This is a genomic window from Brachybacterium fresconis (assembly GCF_017876515.1).
Lineage (GTDB): Bacteria > Actinomycetota > Actinomycetes > Actinomycetales > Dermabacteraceae > Brachybacterium > Brachybacterium fresconis.
In genome coordinates, this window is record NZ_JAGIOC010000001.1 from 617,777 (window position 1) to 636,874 (window position 19,098).

The 19,098-nt window shown below is 72.6% G+C and carries 14 protein-coding genes; 5 read left to right on the plus strand and 9 right to left on the minus strand.

From position 1 onward, the window contains the following. The first annotated feature begins 2 nt into the window (after window positions 1-2). Window positions 3-629 (plus strand): type II toxin-antitoxin system PemK/MazF family toxin, encoded by a 627-nt coding sequence (locus JOF44_RS02815; protein ID WP_209887125.1) that lies wholly within the window; start codon window positions 3-5, stop codon window positions 627-629. 360 nt (window positions 630-989) lie between these two features. Continuing rightward, complete coding sequence (gene rpsT / locus JOF44_RS02820; protein ID WP_209887128.1) at window positions 990-1,256, plus strand: 30S ribosomal protein S20; 267 nt, start codon at window positions 990-992, stop codon at window positions 1,254-1,256. 232 nt (window positions 1,257-1,488) lie between these two features. Here rpsT and holA read toward each other — a convergent pair whose 3' ends face one another. The 8 genes from holA to JOF44_RS02860 form a co-directional block, all read right to left on the minus strand. After that, window positions 1,489-2,475 (minus strand): DNA polymerase III subunit delta, encoded by a 987-nt coding sequence (gene holA / locus JOF44_RS02825; protein ID WP_209887131.1) that lies wholly within the window; start codon window positions 2,473-2,475, stop codon window positions 1,489-1,491. Window positions 2,476-2,510: 35 nt separating this feature from the next. Next, window positions 2,511-4,874 (minus strand): ComEC/Rec2 family competence protein, encoded by a 2,364-nt coding sequence (locus tag JOF44_RS02830; RefSeq protein ID WP_209887134.1) that lies wholly within the window; start codon window positions 4,872-4,874, stop codon window positions 2,511-2,513. Then, window positions 4,871-5,797, minus strand: a complete 927-nt coding sequence (locus JOF44_RS02835) for a ComEA family DNA-binding protein (RefSeq protein WP_209887137.1) — start codon at window positions 5,795-5,797, stop codon at window positions 4,871-4,873. Before JOF44_RS02835 ends, JOF44_RS02830 begins: the two co-directional genes overlap by 4 nt. A gap of 131 nt (window positions 5,798-5,928) precedes the next feature. Next, complete coding sequence (locus JOF44_RS02840; protein ID WP_209887140.1) at window positions 5,929-6,624, minus strand: vitamin K epoxide reductase family protein; 696 nt, start codon at window positions 6,622-6,624, stop codon at window positions 5,929-5,931. 49 nt (window positions 6,625-6,673) lie between these two features. Further along, a complete protein-coding gene (locus JOF44_RS02845; RefSeq protein ID WP_209887143.1) occupies window positions 6,674-7,669 on the minus strand; it encodes an NAD-dependent epimerase/dehydratase family protein in 996 nt (331 codons plus the stop codon). Next, window positions 7,666-10,314, minus strand: a complete 2,649-nt coding sequence (locus JOF44_RS02850) for an alpha/beta fold hydrolase (protein WP_209895634.1) — start codon at window positions 10,312-10,314, stop codon at window positions 7,666-7,668. Before JOF44_RS02850 ends, JOF44_RS02845 begins: the two co-directional genes overlap by 4 nt. A 56-nt stretch (window positions 10,315-10,370) precedes the next feature. After that, a complete protein-coding gene (locus JOF44_RS02855; RefSeq protein ID WP_209887146.1) occupies window positions 10,371-11,402 on the minus strand; it encodes a 3-oxoacyl-ACP synthase III in 1,032 nt (343 codons plus the stop codon). 191 nt (window positions 11,403-11,593) lie between these two features. Then, window positions 11,594-12,550, minus strand: coding sequence for a sugar phosphate isomerase/epimerase family protein (locus JOF44_RS02860; RefSeq protein WP_209887149.1), 957 nt, complete (start codon window positions 12,548-12,550; stop codon window positions 11,594-11,596). Between the two features lie 66 nt (window positions 12,551-12,616). Between JOF44_RS02860 and JOF44_RS02865 the strand changes: the two genes are divergently transcribed. Both JOF44_RS02865 and JOF44_RS02870 read left to right on the plus strand, forming a co-directional pair. Next, on the plus strand, window positions 12,617-13,888 hold the full coding sequence (locus JOF44_RS02865; RefSeq protein WP_209887152.1) for a GNAT family N-acetyltransferase: 1,272 nt from the start codon (window positions 12,617-12,619) through the stop codon (window positions 13,886-13,888). A 100-nt stretch (window positions 13,889-13,988) separates the two neighbouring features. Beyond that, window positions 13,989-14,606 carry a thymidine kinase gene (locus tag JOF44_RS02870; protein ID WP_209887155.1) on the plus strand — a complete coding sequence of 206 codons (618 nt, stop codon included), beginning with the start codon at window positions 13,989-13,991 and terminating at the stop codon, window positions 14,604-14,606. Window positions 14,607-14,763: 157 nt separating this feature from the next. Here JOF44_RS02870 and JOF44_RS02875 read toward each other — a convergent pair whose 3' ends face one another. Then, the gene (locus JOF44_RS02875) at window positions 14,764-15,147 is read right to left on the minus strand and encodes a hypothetical protein (RefSeq protein WP_209887156.1); all 384 of its coding nucleotides are present in this window, start codon (window positions 15,145-15,147) and stop codon (window positions 14,764-14,766) included. A gap of 316 nt (window positions 15,148-15,463) precedes the next feature. Between JOF44_RS02875 and JOF44_RS02880 the strand changes: the two genes are divergently transcribed. Next, on the plus strand, window positions 15,464-18,892 hold the full coding sequence (locus tag JOF44_RS02880; RefSeq protein ID WP_209887159.1) for a proline dehydrogenase family protein: 3,429 nt from the start codon (window positions 15,464-15,466) through the stop codon (window positions 18,890-18,892). The last annotated feature ends 206 nt before the right edge of the window (window positions 18,893-19,098 follow it).

Genomic DNA, 19,098 nt, shown 5'->3' on the forward strand with positions numbered 1-19,098 from the left:
CCATGTCCCTGTCCTCCCGCCTCATCTCCCTGGTGCGCACCGCGGCCCGCTCCCCCGTCGTGCGCCGCGGGGTCCGCGACCTGGGCCGTTCCGCGACTCGCGCCGTCCGACGCTCGCGGGGGGACGACGCAGCCGGCTCCCCCCGGTCCGGCGGCGCCGACCGGGGTCGACGCGATGGAGAAGGATCCGCGGCGCTGCACGACCGCGACGGGTCCCGACCGCTCGCGATCTCCTATGCGCCGCATGAGGACCACCGCCCCGATCCGGGCGAGGTGGTGTGGGCGTGGGTGCCCTATGAGGAGGACATCACCCGCGGCAAGGACCGGCCGGTGCTGGTGCTGGCCCGGGAGCAGGCCTCCGACGGCTCCGGCGACGTGCTGATCGCCCTGATGCTCACCTCCCGCGATCGGGCCGACAGCGGCGAGGTGATCACCGATGAGCACGGATCGAGCTGGGTCGACATCGGCTCCGGGGACTGGGACCGGCAGGGCCGTCCCTCCGAGGTGCGCGCCGATCGCCTGCTGCGCCTGGATCCGGAGACGGTGCGCCGCGAGGGCGGGCGCCTGGACGAGCCGCGGTTCGATCGGGTGGCGAAGGCGGTGCGCGGCGTGCACGGCGCGCGAGGCTGAGACGTCGAAGCGGCCGCGACCTGCGGGCGCGCACGCCCGCGCCGACCGCCGCCGCCCTGTGGCTCCGACTCCGGCTCCGACTCTGACCTGCTGGGACCACCACGAGACACGCCGCACACGAAGCGTGCCCCCGGGAGGGATTCTGGTAAGGTCACGTCTCGTATGTGTGACATACCGTTCGGTGTGCGCATGCCGTGTCCCCGCCGTGTCTCAGGGGGTGACGGTGGTGCGACCCGGGCGTGTACCCGTGGCAGCGACCCGGTACCGGCGTCTCCAGGCGAATCCCCACCGCCGTCCCCGTCGGATCCGTCCTCGGCCGTCCCGGATGATCCACCTCAGCAGCACTAGAGAAGAGTCTTCGTGGCAAACATCAAGTCCCAGATCAAGCGGAACAAGACCAACGAGAAGGCGCGTCTGCGCAACCGGGCCGTGAAGTCCGAGCTCAAGACGTACAGCCGTAAGGTCCGCGCAGCCGTCTCCACCGGTGATGCCGCCGCGGCCGACGAGGCGCTGAAGACCGCGTCCCGCAAGCTCGACAAGGCCGTCTCCAAGGGCGTCATCCACCAGAACCAGGCCGCGAACCGCAAGTCCGGTCTCGCCAAGCTGGTGGCTCGCGCGAGCGCCTGAGCGTCCCGCACGACCTCTCGAGGCCCCGCACTCCACGATGGTGTGCGGGGCCTCGTTCTGCGTGTCGGCCGGGGTGCTGAGCCACGTCGTGCTCCGGTCGTATCGCACCAACGGGCACTGTTCCAGCAAGCACCCGTTGCATCGGGCCTCCCTGCCGGCGGAGCGCCCATGGATGCGACCCGCCCCGGCGCTCAGCGGCTGACCGGACGGCGGCAGGACCCGCCGGTCCGTCTCAGCGGGCGCGACGGGCGCGGCAGATCTCCATCACCATGCGCTGCACGGACCAGCGCGGATCGCGTCCGGCGCCCTTGACCTCGTGATCGGCCCGGGCCACGGCCTCCAGCGCACGAGCCAGGGAGCGGTCGGTCCAGCTCCTCGCCTCCCGGGAGAGGTTGCGCAGCATCCAATCGGGCATCCCGAGACTGCGCGGACCGGCCTCCGGGGCGGTGACCTTCGCCAGCGAGCGCATCTTGGAGGCGATCGCGGCGACGATCGGGACCGGATCCGCCCCGGCGAGCTGGGCCTGGGCGAGCAGCTGGAGCGCATCCTGCTCCTTGCCCGCGATCGCGGCGTCGGCCACGGCGAAGGCGGTGGACTCCACGCGGCCCGCGGTCACGGCGTGCACGTCCTGGGTGGTGATCCGGGCGGCCTGTTGGCCCTGGTCCGGTGTGGTGTCCTCGATGAGCTGGCGGCTGATGGCGGCGAGCTCGGCCAGATCGGTGCCGAAGGCGTCGACCAGGGCGGCCACCGCCTCGGGCTGGATGCGGCGCTCGGCGCGGGCGAACTCGGCGGCCACGAAGGCCTGCTTGTCGCCGGCGCGCTTGACCGGACGTGCATCGACCCGGGGTACTCCTGCCTTCTTCAGGGCATCGAGCAGCTTCTTGCCGCGGTTGCCGCCACGGTGGACCAGCACCAGCGTCACGTCGGTCTCGGGGTTCTTCGCGTAGTCCTGGATCTCGAGGACGAGGGCGTCGGGGGCGGACTGCAGATCGGGCACGACCACGAAGCGGGGCTCTCCGAACAGGGAGGGACTGGCCACCTGGGTGAGTGATCCGGGCCCGGCGGCCTCCCCGGAGAGGTCGTGGATCGCGACCGAGGGATCGGCCTCCTTCGCCAGCGTCCGCAGTCGTCGCACCGCCCGGTCCGCGATCAGCGTCTCGGTGCCGTGGACGAGCACGATCGGTGCGAGGGCGACGCTGTGCCACTCGACATCGCTCACGGGGACTCCTGACTGCTCGGGGACGAGAGACGATCCTATCGGGCCGGGCCGACGGATCGCGCCGTGGCGGGGTCGGCCGCCTGCAGCACGACCGTGCCGTGGACATCGGTGCGGATCACGGGCGTGCCCAGACCGGCCAGCATGCCGAGCGTCTCCTCGGTGGGATGCCCGAAGGTGTTCTCCTGGCCGACGGTGATCAGCGCGAGCTCCGGGTCCAGACGCCGGTACAGCTCCTCGTCCTGGCGGCGGGAGCCGTGATGGGCGACCTTGACGATGTCCGCGGTGCCGGGGCCTTCGGCCAGCACCTCGGCCTGCGCGGCGGGCTCGAGGTCGCCGAGGGCGATCAGACGGGTGCCGTCCGCCCAGCTGGCCGCGAGGGCGACGGAGCAGTCGTTCGCCGCGTCCCCCTCCCCGGTCCCCTCCTCCCGTGCGGTCGCGGACAAGGCGTCCGCGGCCGAACCGGGCCACAGCACGGTCAGGCCGATCCCGTCCTCCTGCCAGGAACGGCCGGTGGTGGCCACGGTCGTCGGGACCCCGGGGACCACCGCGTCCGCGGCCTCCGGCAGCGGGCAGATCCACTGCGCAGCGGGGACGCGGTTCCCGGTCAGGGCGGTGCGGCCACCGGCGTGGTCGAGGTGCGGGTGGGTCAGGACGAGCAGGTCGATGCGCGCCACGTGCAGGGTGTCCAAGCAGCGGTCCAGCGCGGCGGGTTCCGGGCCCGTGTCGATCAGAACGGTCGGTGCGTGCTGCGGATCCCCCCTCGCGCGCAGCAGCACCGCATCGCCCTGGCCGACCGCGCAGACGGCGAGGGTCCACTCGGGAACGCCCGCGATGGGCAGCACCCTCCCGACGCCCGGGGCGAGCGCCGCCACGAGCACGGCGGCCGTCACCCAGCGCACCAGCGGGACCCGCCGGGCGGCGATCGCGAGGGTCAGGCCCAGCAGCACGGCGATCGCCAGCAGAGCGCCCGCCGCGCCCTCGGGCACGGCGATCCGCGATCCCGGCAGGGAATCCGCGGTGCGCGCGATGAGCAGCACCAGGTGCGCTCCCCCGGCGGCGACCGTGTCCAGCAGCTGCGCCGCCGCCGGCCAGACCAGGCCGATCACGAGGGCCAGCAGCCCGATCACGGTGGTGGGGCCGACGAGCGGGGCGACCAGAAGATTGACGGGGACCGCCCATGCGGAGACCTCGGGGGTCAGCAGGATCAGCAGGGGTGTGCAGGCCAGCTGGGCGACCAGCGGCACCGCGATCACCAGCGCCGCCGTCCTCCCCAGCCGTCCTCCGCCGAGCTCGACCAGGACCCCCGCCACCGGGGGCGCGGCCAGCAGGATCGCCGCGGTGGCGAGGGCGGACAGCAGGAATCCGACGGAGGCGGCGGTGACCGGGTCCAGGACGGACCACAGGGCGACGGTCAGTGCAAGGGCCGCGACCGGGGAGGCGCGCACCCCGGCGAAGCGAGCGGCCAGCAGCGGCGCGGCCATGGTGGCGGCGCGCTGGACGCTGGGCTCGTCGCCGACCAGCCACACATACCCCGCCATCACCGCGCCGGCGATCACCAGGCGGGGTCGGCGCCGCACCCCGGCCAGCAGCAGCGGTCCCAGGACGGCGGCGAGCACGAGCGCGATGTTCGCCCCGGAGACGGCGATCAGATGGGAGATCCCCGCGCGCCGCATCATCTCCTCGCTCTCGGTGCCGAGCCCGACGGTGTCCCCGGTGGTCATCCCGCGCACCAGCGCCGCCTCGTCGGCGGGCAGATGCGCGGTGTCCTGACGGGCCCGGTCCCGCAGCGCCTGGCGGGCGCCGCGGAGTCGACCCGTCCCGGGCGGAGGCTCGACCCTGGAGACCGCCGTGGCCTCCAGCACCAGCAGGCCGTCGCTGCTGCGCAGGGCGCCTCGGACTCGGATCCTCTCGCCGTCGCGGATCTGTGCCAGGGCACCGGCGCTGTCCCGCTCCGCCCGGACCAGCACCGGCAGCGAGGCGGGAAGCTGGGCCTGCTCACGGCCCAGCCGGACCTGTCCGGCGACGGTGCGCGTCATCACCTGCATCCCGCCGCGGGCCCAGGTCGGCCCGGCCTCGGGCGGGGCGGGGTCCTCCCCCGTGATCAGGGTGAGTTCGACGATCAGACCGTCCGCTGCCGCTTCCTGCAGCTGCTGGTCGGTGCCGCCATGGCGCTCCAGGGCGGGCACCAGCAGCACACCGGCCAGCACCACGAGAGCGAGATGGGCGAGGAGCTCGTGGCGGGTCCGGAAGCCGTGGACCAGCAGGAGCACGGTCAGCACCACGGCGATCAGCAGAGCGCCCCCGGCGACCGCGGCCGCCGTGCCGGCGGTGACGCCGAGGACCGCGAGAGCCCAGACGCAGGTGGCGGCCGGGAGCAGCCGGAGGTCGGCCGCGGTCATACCGTGGCCTGCCCGCGGATCTCCTCGAGGGTGGCGGGCCCGATCCCGGAGACCTCCAGCAGTGCGTCGACCGAGGCGAAGGGACCGTTCTTCTCCCGATGCTCGACGATGCGCTGGGCGATCGCGGGGCCGACCCCTGGCAGGGCCTCCAGCTCGGTGGCGTCGGCGGTGTTCAGGTCGATCGGGGCGCCGGCATCCTCCGCCCCGTCCCCGGCTCCCGATCCGCTCGCGGCTCCGGCGGCGCTCTCGGCGCTCTCGGCGCCGCCGGGGTCCCGCGCGGAGGCCGGAGGCTCCTCCCCCGGCCGGGGCACGTAGATCTGTTCGCCGTCGTCGACGGGCCGGGCCAGGTTGACGGCGGACAGCTCGGCGTCCTCGTCCGGCCCGCCGGCGGCGCGCAGGGCGTCGTCCACCCGAGACCCGGCCGGCAGACGCACCACGCCCGGGCTCGAGACCGCCCCGGAGACGTGCACGACGAGCTCCGCCGGGCTCGAGGACGCGGCGGCCGAGCCGTTCGGCGACGCGGTGCTCTGCGCGGTGGTCACGTGGTCCGGGCCGTCCCCGCCGTCCGAGGCCCCGCCTCCGCTCCCGCCCTGGTTCCCGGCGTTCTCGGCGTTCTCGGCGTTCTCGGCGCTCTCGGCGCTCTCGGCGACCGTCGTCTCCTGCACCGTCACGGCCTCCGTCGTCAGCGGGACGGCGGAGCCGGCTCCGGAGAGATGGATGACCCCCACAGCGATGAGCACGAGCACGGCGATCCCGACCAGCGCCGACGGGGAGGGCGCGGGCAGGGCGCGGCGGCGGGGCCGGTCCCCGTCGGCGTGGTCGTCGCCGGTGTGGTCACGGCGTGCGATCAGCGCCTGACCGGTGCGACGGTGCCGACCGGCTCGGCCGTGTCCCCCTCCGGGGGATCCTGGCTGTGCTCCCATGGCCGCGACCCTAGGAAGAGACCAGGGCCGGGACCAGGGACGTCACGGCGTTGGGGACGCAGCACCCCTGGGGAGGAAGGACCGCTCAGATCAGTCCGGCCACCGCAGCACCCCTGGGGAGGAAGGACCGCTCAGGACAGTCCGGCCACCGCCAGCCACTGCTGCCAGAAGGCCGCGAGGATCGCGATGATCACCACCGCGTACCAGATCAGGCTCAGCACCACCCAGTGGCGCAGCACGCGCAGGAGAGGGCCGGGCAGGCGCAGGTCGCCGTTCTCGATCAGATGGGCGAGATTCGAGAAGAACATCGGGGCGGTCACGGCCCAGATCACCATGCACCACGGGCACAGCGCCTGGATCAGGATGAGCGCGGAGATCGCCAGGAAGTGGACGTACCCGAACGCGAAGGTCATCCCACCCAGGCGGGCCCAGCGGAACCAGGTCGGCGACTGGGTGCCGCTGAGCATCAGGGAGCCGGCCACCGCCATGATGGCGAAGCCGGCCAGTCCGATCGCCTGGTTCGGGATCCCCAGGGCGGAGGCCTGCCAGGTCATCATCACGTCGCCGCAGGAGATGAAGGGGTTGATGTCGCAGCCCAGGGACGCCCCGGGATTCGCGAGCAGGATCTCCTTGTCGAGCTGGAGCGCGAGCGCGGCGATCCAGCCGAGCAGGCCGCCGATCAGCAGCACCGCGCCGGTCAGCCGGGTCGGCGCACGTCGGGTCGCGGCGCGCTCCGCAGCGAGCTCGGCGTCGATCTCCGCCAGCAGCTCGGCGTCGGTGGGATCGGCGCTGCCGTCGGGTCCGGGGTCGGGTGCGTTCTGGCTCATGGCGGGCGGCATCTTCCGTGCGGTGGTGACGGGTGGGCGCGGCGAGGACTCAGTCGGTGACCGGGTGCTCGCGGAACCAGGCGGCGAGGTGCTCGTTGCCCTCGTCCATCGTGACCCGCGGCGTCCACTGCAGGCGCTCGCGGGTGCGGCGCTGGTCGAACCAGTGCGCGGTGGACATCTGCTCGGCCAGGAACTCGGTCATCGGCGGTTCGTCGTGCCCGGGACGCGCGTCCCAGACCCGCTCGACGACGCGGCCGGCGAAGCGGGCCACGGATCCGGGGATCCGCAGGCTCGGGCGGGCGACGCCCGCGGCGTCGCACCAGCCGTGGAACACGTCCCGCACCGTGCGGGGCTCGCCGTTGGTGATCACGAAGCTCTCGCCGTGCACCTCGTCGATGCGGTCGTGCGCAGCGACGATGGCGTCGGCGGCATTGGTGACGTAGGTGGTGTCGATCAGGGCCATGCCCTCGTCCAGCAGCGGCAGCCGGCCGCTCTTCGCCCGGTCCACGATGCGGCCCACCAGCTGGGTGTCGCCGGGCCCCCACACGATGTGCGGGCGCACGGTGGTCACCGCGAGGCCGTCGGTCCCGTCGGCCTCCATGGCCAGCAGCTCGGCGGCGGCCTTGGTGCGGGAGTAGGGGCCGCGAGCGCGCGAGGGGTCCGCGGGAGTGGCGTCCAGGCCTTCGATGGCGCGGCCGAGGTGGGCGACCGACGGGGAGGAGACGTTCACCAGCGTTCCGCCGCCGTGGGCGCGCAGGGCGTCCAGCACGTTGCGGGTGCCGTCGATGTTGATCGCGCGGTATTCGTGCTCCGGGCCGGAGATCGACACCTTCGCGGCGAGGTGGATGACGGCGTCGGCCCCGGCGATCGCCCGTCGGACGTCCTCGGGCTCGGTCAGCGAGCCGAGGACGTCCTCGACGCCGTCGATCCCTGCCGGGCGGCGCTGGAAGGCGCGCACGTGGGCTCCGCGGTCGCGCAGGGTCCGCGCGACGGCGCCGCCGAGCATGCCGGAGGCACCCGTGACCAGGATCGTCGGGGCGCTCACAGGGCGTCGGCCCTCTCCCCCCGCAGGGTCTGTCCGGCCCAGCGGGCCAGGGCCGCCCGGTCGATCTTGGAGTTGTGGCGGATGTCGGTGGGCAGACAGCTGGTGGTGAACACCGCGACCACCTCCGCGCCGGAGCGCTCCCGCACTGCGCGACGGACGGCCTCCTGCAGGGACGTGGAGGCGGCACGGGGTCGTCCCGCCTTCCCGGCGCGGTAGCCGTCCTCGGTCTCCAGGATCACCACGACCTGCTGGGTGCCGCGAGGGCCGACGACGGCGGCGCCGGCCCGGCGCACCGTCGGCACGGTCTCGGCCGCGTCCTCGACCTGCACCGGGGTGAAGAGCCCGTCGGCCGTGGCCAGGACGTGGTCCGCGCGGCCTTCGATCCACAGCCGGCCGTCCTCGTCGAGGTGGCCGACGTCGCCGGTGGCGTGCCAGCCGGTGAAGCGCATGGAGCGATGGGTGGTGCCCCACAGCATCAGGTAGCGGTCGCGCACGTGCGGGGCGCGCACGAGCACCTCGCCGCTCACGCCGTGATCCTGGGAGATCTCGCCGGTGGTGCGGCCTTCGCCGTCCATCGGAGCGACAGCGAGCTCGACCCGGGGCACGGGGTGGCCGACGCACACGCCGGATCCCTCGCCCGCTGCGTCGATCTCTTCGAGGTCGATGGCGGCCACCGCCAGGCATTCGGTCATGCCGTACGGGGTGAGCGCCTTCGCATGCGGCATCAGGGACCGCAGCTCGCGCAGCAGATGCGCCGGGATCGGGGCGCCGGCGGAGAAGAAGCTCGCCGCGCTCGCCATCGCCGCCCGACCGTACTCGTCGAGCTGGGAGGCGGTGTCCAGGATGTTGCGCAGAGCCGCGGGGGCGGTGAAGACGGCGGGCTCGCCGAGGGCGTCGACCGCCGCGGCCAGGGCCGGGGCGGTCAGCTCGCCGGGACGGGTGATGTCCATGTCGGGGACCACGGACGGCGCGCCGAGCGCGGGTCCCAGCAGGGCGAAGGGGGCGAAGCCGGCGACCAGACCGCGCTCGGGATCGAGCTGGAGGGTGTCGCCGACGGCGGTGAACATCGCGCTCATCTGCCGGTGCGTGTACACGGCACCCTTGGCCGGGCCGGTGGAGCCGGAGGTGAACAGGATCGCCGCGTCCGCGTCGGAAGCGGGCCAGGGGGCGTCCAGCGGGGCCCCGAGCTCGCGCATCATCGAACCGGACGTCGCCAGCTGGGCGATCGAGGTCTCGACCCCGAGGGCGACGCGATCGACGGTGGGCAGCTGGTCGACGCTGATGCGTCGGCCGGGCCAGCCCATCGCCCGGGCGCCGACCAGCGCCTTGGGGATGCCGATCACCCAGTCGGGGTGGGACCCGATCACGGCGCGGGTGAGGCCGGGCACGCCCAGGCCGGCATCGGCGATCACGGCGACCGCCCCGATGCGCAGGCAGGCGTACAGGACGGCCGTGAGGTCGGCGCCGGGGGTGATCAGGATGCTGACGCGGTCGCCGGGGCGGATGCCGTGGCCGAGCAGTCCGGCGGCGATGTCGTCGACGCGGCGGTTCAGCAGCGACCAGGAGATCTCGCGGCGCTGCCCGTCGGCGTCGGCCATCTCGACCACGGCGGGGCTGTGGGCGTGGGCGGGATCGGCGGCCAGGCGGGCGATCGGCTCGCCGAGATGCCGCTCCGGGACCGGCTCGGCATAGGAGGATACCGGGCGCCAGGCCCCTGCCGCTCCGTCCTGCGACACCTGCTCCTGACCTGCGTCGGGGCCGAACCGCGCGGCCAGCCACTCGGCGACGAGACCGGCGACGTCGGCGTCCTCCCACACCAGGTGGGATGTCTTCTCGAAGCGGTGCACGTCCGCGTGGGGCACGCGCTCGATGAGATCGCGCAGATAGCGGTCGGAGAAGGTGATGTCCTTCGGGCCCCAGGCGAACAAGGTGGGGACCGTCAGCTCCCGGATGCCTTCGGCGACGCGCTCGAGCGTCGGCCGGGAGGGGTGATCGGCGCCGGCGGGGATGTCGGCGACGAACTGGTCGATGCCCTTGCGGCGGGCGCGGGTGCGGTACGGCGCGAGATAGGCGTCCTGGATCTCCCGCGGCAGCGGAGGCTTGCACAGCGACAAGGTGGTGCGCAGGAAGGTGTCGGTCAGGGAGGTCGAGGCGCTGCGGAATCCCGGCGCCGTGGCCAGCCGCAGGGCCGCGGGCAGCGACTCCCCCAGGTCCTGGTGCAGGCCGGTGTTGGTCAAGATCATCCCGGCCAGGTCATGACGGTTGTCCAGGGCCCAGCCGGCCGAGATCAGACCGCCCCAGTCGTGGCCGACGGTGACCACCGGGCCGCGCAGCGAGAGCGCATCGGTCAGCAGCGACAGGTCGGTGATGCGGTCCTGGTAGCGGCGCGTCTCACCGGTGCGCTCGGACCAGCCCATCTCCAGCTGGTCGACCGCGACCAGACGCCAGGGGATGTCCTCGCGCACCAGGGAGCGGAACAGGAACGAGAAGGTCGGGTTGCCGTGGACGGCCAGCAGCGTGCCGCGCGGGGTGATGCCGCGCTCGGCGAGCCAGGGACCGGAGTCCAGCAGGTGCCAGCGGCGCAGCTCCCCCGCGTGGTCGCGCACCTCGACCGTGCGGCTGAGGTGGGGGTCCACCCCGGGCATGCCGGGCACGTCGCCGGTGGCGGCCCGACGGCGGCCCGTGCTGCGGGTCGCGGCGTTCACCACTGGACCTCCATCATCGCGGTGTTCAGGCCGGAGCCGACGCCCATCAGGAGCACGCGCTCGCCCCGCTCCACGTCGTCCTGGATGTGCGCCAGGGTCATCGGCACCGCCTCGGCGGCGATGTTGCCCCAGTCCGGGAAGGTCACCGGGACGCGCTCCATGCCCACCCCGGTGATCTTCGAGAAGTTGCGGGTGTAGACCATCGAGACCTGGTGCGGGATCACGTGCTCGATGCTCTTGAAGTCATGGCCGGCCTCGTTGGCGCCCTTCCAGGTGTCCAGGATCAGCTCGATCCCGTTCTCCAGCAGACCGGCGGAATCGGTGCGCATGTCCTGCATGTCGGCCACGCACAGCTCGTGGTGCTGTGTGCCGGCACGGGCCTGGGTGACGGTGAGGCGATGGCCTTCCGGGTGCTCGTCGGTCGGGCCGATGACCGCGGCGGCCGCCCCGGATCCCAGGGTCAGGGAGGCGAACTGGTTGTTGAAGTCGTCCCGGGTGGAGGTCTTGGAGTTCAGTCGGTCGATGGTGCCGCGCTGGACCTCCTCGACGTCCTCGGCGCCGACGATCAAGGCGTACTTGATCTGCCCTGCGTCGATCATGCCGGCAGCCATCGTCATGGCGTTGACGAAGCCCAGGCACGCATTGGTGATGTCGAAGTTCATGCAGCTGGTGGGCATGCCCAGCGAGTGGTGGATCCCGGTGGAGACCGCCGGCTCGAGATGCTGACGGGAGACCGAGGCGTTGATCAGAAGACCGACCTGGTCGCGCATGATAGCGGCCTTGGCCATGGCACGCTCGGCGGCGAGCACGACACCCTGCTTCCAGCCGTTGTCGCGGTCCTTCCACCAGCGGCGCTCGTAGACGCCCGCGACGCGCTGGAGCACGCCCTTGGGCAGTCGCAGCCTCTTGCGGGCCGGGGCCAGCATGTCGTCGATCTCGTCGGAGGTGACCGTGACCTGCGGCAAGGTCATCTCGACCGAGAGCAGGGAGGCATTGCGGTGGACGAATTCCGTGTTCCCGTTCCCCATCTGCGTGCGCTACCCCGTTCGTCTCGTGCGATTGCTGGTGGCATGGCCGAGCATCCGGCACCGGTCCGGTGCGTCTCGCGCGGTGGCGCGGTCACGACCTGGTCGGGTCCATGCACCCGCCATTCTCACACCGTCACCTGAAGGCTGTCTGCCCGGGTGGGGGATCCCACGTCAGCCCCTGGATCCGGACCTCAGGCCGCGGAGTCGTCGTCCTCGAGGTGATGGCCGAGATGGTGACGGGCGAACAGCAGGCACTGGCGCAGGATCGCCTCCCGCTTGTCCGTGTTGCTGCTGGTGCTGACCTCGAGCAGCACGGACCCCTCCCAGCCGCGGTTGGCCAGGCGCCGCAGCACCTCGGCGCAGGGCTGATTCCCCTCGCCCGGGGGCAGGTGCTCGTCCTTGGTGGTGCGTCCGGAGCCGTCGGCCAGGTGGAGGTGGGTCAGGCGGTCCCCGAGACGGTCGATCATCTCCAGCGCATCGTCGCCGGCGGTGGCGGCATGGGACAGATCGACGGTCACGTGCTCGTAGTCCTCGTCGGTCGGGTCGTGATCGGGCAGGTAGTTCAGCAGCTCCCGCACTCCGAGGCGCCACGGGTACATGTTCTCCACCGCGATCGCGATGCCGTGCCGGTCCTCGAGCTCGGCGACCCCGGTGACGAAGTCGCGCGCATAGCCGCCCTGCCAGCGGAACGGCGGGTGCGCCACGACGGTGGGCACCCCGAGCTCCTTGGCGATCTCGACGGTGCGCTCGACCTTGACCCAGGCGTCGCGGCCCCACAGGCCCTGCAGGAAGAACAGGGTGGGCGCATGGAGGGAGAGGATCGGCTGGTCGTAGCGCTCGACGTAGGTCCGCAGCAGCTCGGGGTCCTGGCTGTCCTTGGGATAGGAGACCATCACCTCGATGCCGTCGTAGCCGATCCGGTCCGCCAGGCGGAAGGCCTCCTCCACCCCCGAGGGGAACACGGAGGAGGTCGACAGGCCGACGGGGATGCGGCGCTGCGGGTCCTGCTCGCTGCGGGGGTCGCCTGCGGCGAGCCGACGGCTCAGCGCATCGCGGCTGGAGCGCTGCGCCTTGTTGGGCCGGGTGAGGGGCTTGCGGGCGTCCGGGCGCGGCGTGCTCGTCCCGGGACGGTCACGGCGTGGGCTCACGACATCTCCTCTGCAGCGGGGTGGGCGCAGTCAGTATGCAACAGCCATCGCCCTAGACTCGGCGGTATGCGCATGCGTGACCTCACTGCGGACGACTACGTCCCCTATCGGACCATGACCTCCGGCGCCTTCGGCGGTGTGATGGAGGACACCGGTCCGCGCCCCTTCGATCCCGGCCAGACCCCGATCGGGATCGACTCCACGGAGCTGCCCGGCGGGGTCGAGGGCGAGCTCGCCGCCGGTGCCCGGATCCGTCATGACCGCATCACCCTCGGCGGCGGCGTCGCCCGCTGCGGCGGTGTGGGCGGGCTCGCCGTGCATCCGGCGCATCGGGGCGGCGGGGTCTTCGGACAGCTGCTGACGGCGGTGATCGCCCGCTGCGCCGCAGAGGGGATGGCGACCTCGATGCTGTACCCCTCGAACCCGTCGATCTACCGCCGCTTCGGCTACCAGGTGGTCGCCCGGGGCGAGCGCCTGGTCGTCCCGCTGGTCGATCTCCAGCGTCTGCCCCCGGTGACGGGACGGCACCTGGTGCCGGTCACCGCCGCCACCCTGCCGCGCCTGCACGCCCTGTACCGGGAGCTGACGGCCGAGGACAACGCGATGCTGCTGCGCGAGGGGCCGCTGTTCGAGCAGGGCATGCCAGGCAAGGGGTGGTCCGCGCTGCTGCTCGAGGACGAATCCGGCACCGATCACGGCTACCTCTCCTGGACCCGGGTCCCCGGGCCGGGACCGGGGCTCGAGGTGCACGAGATCCTCGGCCGCACCCGCCATGACCGTCTCGCTCTGCTGCGCTCGCTGGGGTCCTGGTCGACGGTGCTGGAGGAGGTGACCCTGCGCCTGCGCACGGAGGATCCGGTGCTCGAGGCGCTGCCCGGCGGAGGCGCGCGCCCGGCGCCGGGCCCGGTGCCGCTGGTGATGATGCGGGTGATCGATACCGCGGCGATGCTCCGGGCGCGGCACGCGCCGGACACGCTGCGCGGCACGATCCGGCTCGAGGTGGCCGACGGCACGGTGTCGTCCGGCACCTGCGAGGCGGCGGGGCGCTGGCGCGTGACCGCGGCCGACGGCAGCATCACGGTGGAGCCCGAGGACGGGGAGGCGGCCGACGGGGGCGCCAGGGCCGGGGACGCCGACCCCGACGGCGACGGCGACGGCACGGGCACCCTGGGCACCGTGCACCTGGACATCCACGCCGCGTCGCTGCTCCTGGTGGGCGGCCGCACCCTGGCCGATGCCCGCCGCCTGGGCCTGGGGGCAGCCGCGGATCCGTCGGCCGAATCGTTCCTGGACGCCCTGCTGGCCGGGCCCCGTCCCAGCGTGATGGACGCCTTCTGACCCGCCGGGTCGGGCATCGCGATCAGCCCCGTACGCTGGTCCGGGACCGAGAACCCGACCTGTCCAGACCTCGCCGATCACCGACCCCGGAGCCGACTGCATGGCCAAGCTGCACTTCAAGTACGGAGCGATGAACTCCGGCAAGTCCGACACCCTGATCAAGACCGCCTACAACTACGACGAGCGGGGCCTGGCCACGCTCACGGTGAAGCCGGCGCTCGACACCAAGGGGGAGGACTGGGTGGTCGCGCGCGGCGGGGCACGGCGCCGGGTGGACGTCCTGGCCCGTCCCGGGGAGGCGGTGCGGGAGCGCGTGCACGCCGTCGCCGACGGGCGCGGCCTGCGACCCCTGCACGCCGTGCTGGTGGACGAGGCGCAGTTCCTCGACCCCGCCCAGATCGATCAGCTCTTCCGCATCGCCAAGCTGGACGGCATCTCGGTGATCTGCTACGGACTGCGCACCGACTTCCGCACCGCGACCTTCCCCGGCGCGCAGCGGCTGTTCGAGCTGGCGGACAACGTCGAGAAGCTGCCGACGATGTGTCGCTGCGGATCGCAGGCAGAGTTCAACTGCCGCCTGGTCGACGGCCGGTTCGTCTTCGAGGGCGATCAGGTCGCGATCGACGAGGCCCGGACGGGCACCGTGACCTATGTGTCGCTGTGCGGGCCGTGCTTCATGCAGGAACAGGAGCGCGCAGGCGTTCACGTGCTCGGCTGAGTCCCCGCCGTGGGCCGTCCCCGCCGTGGGTGCAGTCGGTTCCGCACCCGCGGCCGGCCGAGCACGACATCGCGCGCCGTGCCCCGTCCGGGGGCACGGCGCGCGCCGGTGTCGTCGGCCGGCTGCCGCTCAGGAGGTGTCGTCGGCCGGCTGCCGCTCAGGAGCTGAGCGGACGATCCTCGCCGACCTCGCCGTCGCCGCCGGCGTCCGCGGAGTCCTCCGAGGCGGTGGCGAGGAGATCGGCGTCCTCGTCGAGCTGGTCCTCGGATCCGCCGAGGCGCTCCTTGGCGGATCCGGCCGCGCCGGCCACCCCGCCCTTGACGGAGGAGGCGACCTCGGGGGCCTTGTCCTTCACGGTGCTCGCGGTGTCCTGGGCGACGCGGCCGGCCGTCTCCTTGGCCTGCGTGGCCCGGCGCTGCACCTCTGGATCGTCCGCCACCTGGCGTGCGGTGCGCTCGAGGGATTCGTAGGGGCCTCGGCCCGCTCGCGAGCCGATCACGAAGCCGAGGGCGAGTCCGGCCAGGAAAATGAACTTCTTCATCGCTGCCTCCAGGGATCGTCGATGTCGTGGACCGCATCGTGTCACAGGAGCATCACGATAGCGCGTCGACCCGACCGACCGGTCCTCGTCCCGTCCCTTTCTGGTCCGCCTCTCTGGCCCTCTCCGGTCCGTCACCGGTCCCCTTCCGGTCACACGACCTGCACGCGCGCCGAGCCGATCCCCAGGCGACGCGCACGCGGAAGCCCTACGATGACCGCAGGGCAATGATGCCCTGCGCCGACCGTTCCCGCCGTGGTTGCACGGCGACCGAGGAGATGACCTGTTGTCCCCGTCGCAGTTCCCGCTCGATGAGCGCATGACCACCACCTTGACCATCGAAGACGTCGCCGCACAGGTACGCGCCTGGGTCGATGCCGCCGCGACCCGGCCGATTCCCGGAGCCGCGAAGATGCTCTCGGATCTGCTGCGCGATCCGGAGGGTCTGACCTTCACCCTGGACTTCGTCGACCGCGTGATCCGCCCCGAGGATCCGAAGGCGGCCGCCGTCGAGCTGCGCCGCCTGGCCCGGAATCCGCCGGGCTTCCTCCCGCCCGTGCTGCGTCGGGTGGTCGCCCTCGGCGGCAGCGCCTCCCACGTCGCCCCCTCCGTCGTGGTCCCGACGGCGCAGGCCGCGATGCGCAAGATGGTCTCCCACCTCATCCTCGACGCGCGCAACGGGCCGCTGACCACCGCGATCACGCGGCTGACCGCCGACGGCACCACCTTGAACATCAACCTGCTCGGAGAGGCCGTGCTCGGCGCGAAGGAGGCATCGCGCCGCTTGGAGGGGGTGCGCGAGATCGTCGCCCGCCCGGACGTCGACTACGCCTCGATCAAGGTCTCCTCGATCGTGGACCACCTGCCGCTGTGGGCCGCTTCCCAGACCGTCGACCACATCGTCGAGACCCTGCTGCCGCTCTACCTCGATGCGGCCCGCGCGGAGAACCCCACGTTCTTGAACATGGACATGGAGGAGTACCGGGACCTCGAGCTGACCCTGCAGGTCTTCGAGAAGCTCCTGGACCGGCCCGAGCTCGCCCAGCTGCACGCGGGCATCGTGCTGCAGGCCTACCTGCCCGATGCACCGTCGGCGATGGCACGACTGCGCCGCTTCGCCGAGCGCCGCGTCGCCGCCGGCGGGGCGCCGCTGAAGGTGCGCCTGGTCAAGGGGGCGAACCTCGCGATGGAGAAGGTCGACGCCTCCGTGCACGGGTGGACGCAGGCCCCCCTGCTCAGCAAGGAGGAGACCGACGCCCAGTACAAGCGGATGCTGCTCGAGGCACTGCACCCCGAGCAGCTGCGGTCGGTGCATCTGGGAGTGGCCGGGCACAACCTGTTCGACGTCGCCTTCGCGCATCTGCTGATGGGCGAGCGCGAGATCCCGGCCGGTCCGGGCAGCGGGGTCGAGTTCGAGATGCTCGCCGGCATGGCCCCCGGTCAGCAGGCCGTGGTCCGCGAGGCGACCGGCAGCATGCGGCTGTACGCCCCCGTGGTCCACCCCCGCCACTTCGATGTCGCCGTCTCCTACCTGGTGCGCCGATTGGAGGAGAACGCCTCCTCGGAGAACTTCCTGTCGGCCGCCTTCGAGCTCGACACCGAGCCGGACCTGTTCACCCGCGAGGAGCAGCGCTTCTCCCGCGCTCTGGGTCGGGCGCTGACCGAGACTTCGGTGCCCACCCATCGCGACCAGGACCGGGCTCTCGAGTCCCGCGACGGCGGGCCCGTGGAGCTCGGGACGACGATGCTGCCGGCCGTCCCCGGGGCTTTCCGCAACACCCCGGACACCGATCTGTCCACGGCCGCGAACCAGGCCTGGGCCGAGACCGTCACGCACCGGGTCCGCACCTCCACCCTCGGGGACCAGGAGGTGGCCGACGCCCGGATCGAGACGGTCGACGGCGTGCAGTCGGTCATCGCCCGGGCGCTCGAGGCCCAGCAGGACTGGGCGGCGCTGCCCGTGCAGAAGCGGGCCCAGGTGCTGCGCCGTGCCGCCGGGACCCTGGCGGCGCACCGCGGGGACCTGCTGGAGGTCATGGCCTCCGAGACCGGCAAGACCTTCGATCAGGGCGATCCGGAGATCAGCGAGGCGATCGACTTCGCTCTCTATTACGCGGAGCAGGCCGAGCAGCTCGATCGTCAGGAGGACGTCGCGTTCACCCCGCGCCGACTGACGCTGGTGACCCCGCCGTGGAACTTCCCGGTGGCGATCCCCACGGGCGGGACGCTCGCCGCCCTGGTCACCGGCAGCGCCGTGATCATGAAGCCGGCTCCGCAGTCCCGACGCTGCGGCGCCCTGATCGGCCGCCTGCTGCACGAGGCAGGCATTCCCGAGGGAGTCCTGACCCTCGTCGATGTGCCCGAGAACGAGGTGGGTCGCGCTCTGATCGCCGACCCGCGGATCGACCAGCTCATCCTCACCGGTGCCTCGGACACTGCCGCCATGTTCGCGTCCTGGCGTCCGGAGCTGCGGATCCTCGCCGAGACCAGCGGCAAGAACTCGATCATCGTCACTCCCCACGCGGATCTGGATCTGGCGGCGCACGACGTCGCCACCAGTGCATTCGGGCACGCCGGGCAGAAGTGCTCGGCCGCTTCCCTGGTGATCACCGTCGGCTCCGTCTCCCATTCCCGTCGCTTCTCCGCGCAGCTGGCCGATGCCGTGCTCAGCCTCCACGTCGGCGAGCCGACGGATCCGACCGTCCAGATGGGACCGGTCATCGAGGAGCCCGGCGAGAAGCTCGCCTCGGGGCTGACGGAGCTGGGGGACGGTGAGTCCTGGCTCGCGCGCCCCCGACAGCTGGATGACTCCGGACGCCTGTTCTCCCCCGGCGTGCGCGCCGGCGTCGAGGAGGGCTCCGCCTTCCATCTCACGGAGTACTTCGGGCCGATCCTCGGCGTGATCCACGCGGAGACCCTCGAGGACGCGGTGCGGATCCAGAACGGCACCGCCTTCGGGCTCACCGCCGGGCTGCACTCCCTGGAACCAGCCGAGATCGCGTGGTGGACCGAGCACGTCGAGGCCGGGAACCTGTACGTCAACCGCGGCATCACCGGAGCCATCGTGCAGCGTCAGCCCTTCGGCGGCTGGAAGCGCTCGGCGATCGGGCAGACGTCGAAGGCGGGCGGTCCGAACTATCTCGTCCACCTCATGGACACCGCCGACGCGGGGTCGGCGCTCGCAGCAGGCGACGAGGACGCCTGGCTGTCCGCCGCCCGTCACTCCGACCGCGAGCACTGGGCGAGCACCTTCATGCCGCGGGACGTGCAGGACCTGCACGGGGAGATCAACGTCCTGCGGCATCTGCCGATCCCGGTGATGGTCCGGGCGGCAGTCGGCACCTCCGCGACCGAGCTTGCCCGCGTGCTGCACGCCGCCGCCACGGTCGACGCCGAGGTGGAGGTCTCCCTCGCCGACCCGGCGCTGACCGAGGTCGCCACCGCCGCGGGCCTGTCGGGATCCGAGGTCCAGGTCGAGGACGCCGCGGCCTTCGCCCGCCGGGTGCCCGGTCTTCGCCAGCCGCGGGTCCGCCTGCTCGGCGAGACCGACGAGGACCTCCGTGCCGCGATCGCCGAGCACATCGACGTCGCCCTGTTCACCGGTGATGTGGTCGCCAGCGGCCGGGTGGAGATGCTGCCGTTCGTCCACGAGCAGGCGATCAGCGCCACTGATCACCGCTTCGGCAATCCCCTGCCCCACCAGCTGGATCTCACCGGAGGCAGAGGCTACGTGCGTGGACCGGCCTGAGCGACGGGATCGCGTGCGCGGGCCGGCCTGAGGGGCGGCCCACGCACGGTCGTGCCGCGCGACGCGCCGAGCCCGTGGCTCGCCGCGGCCCCGGGCCTCGCCGTGCCGCGCAGCTCGCTGTGCGCCGTCGGGCGCGCCTCGGTCGGGTCCCGGTACCAAGGTCGTACTCTGACGCGATCGTCACGACGCGAGCATCGAGGAGATCC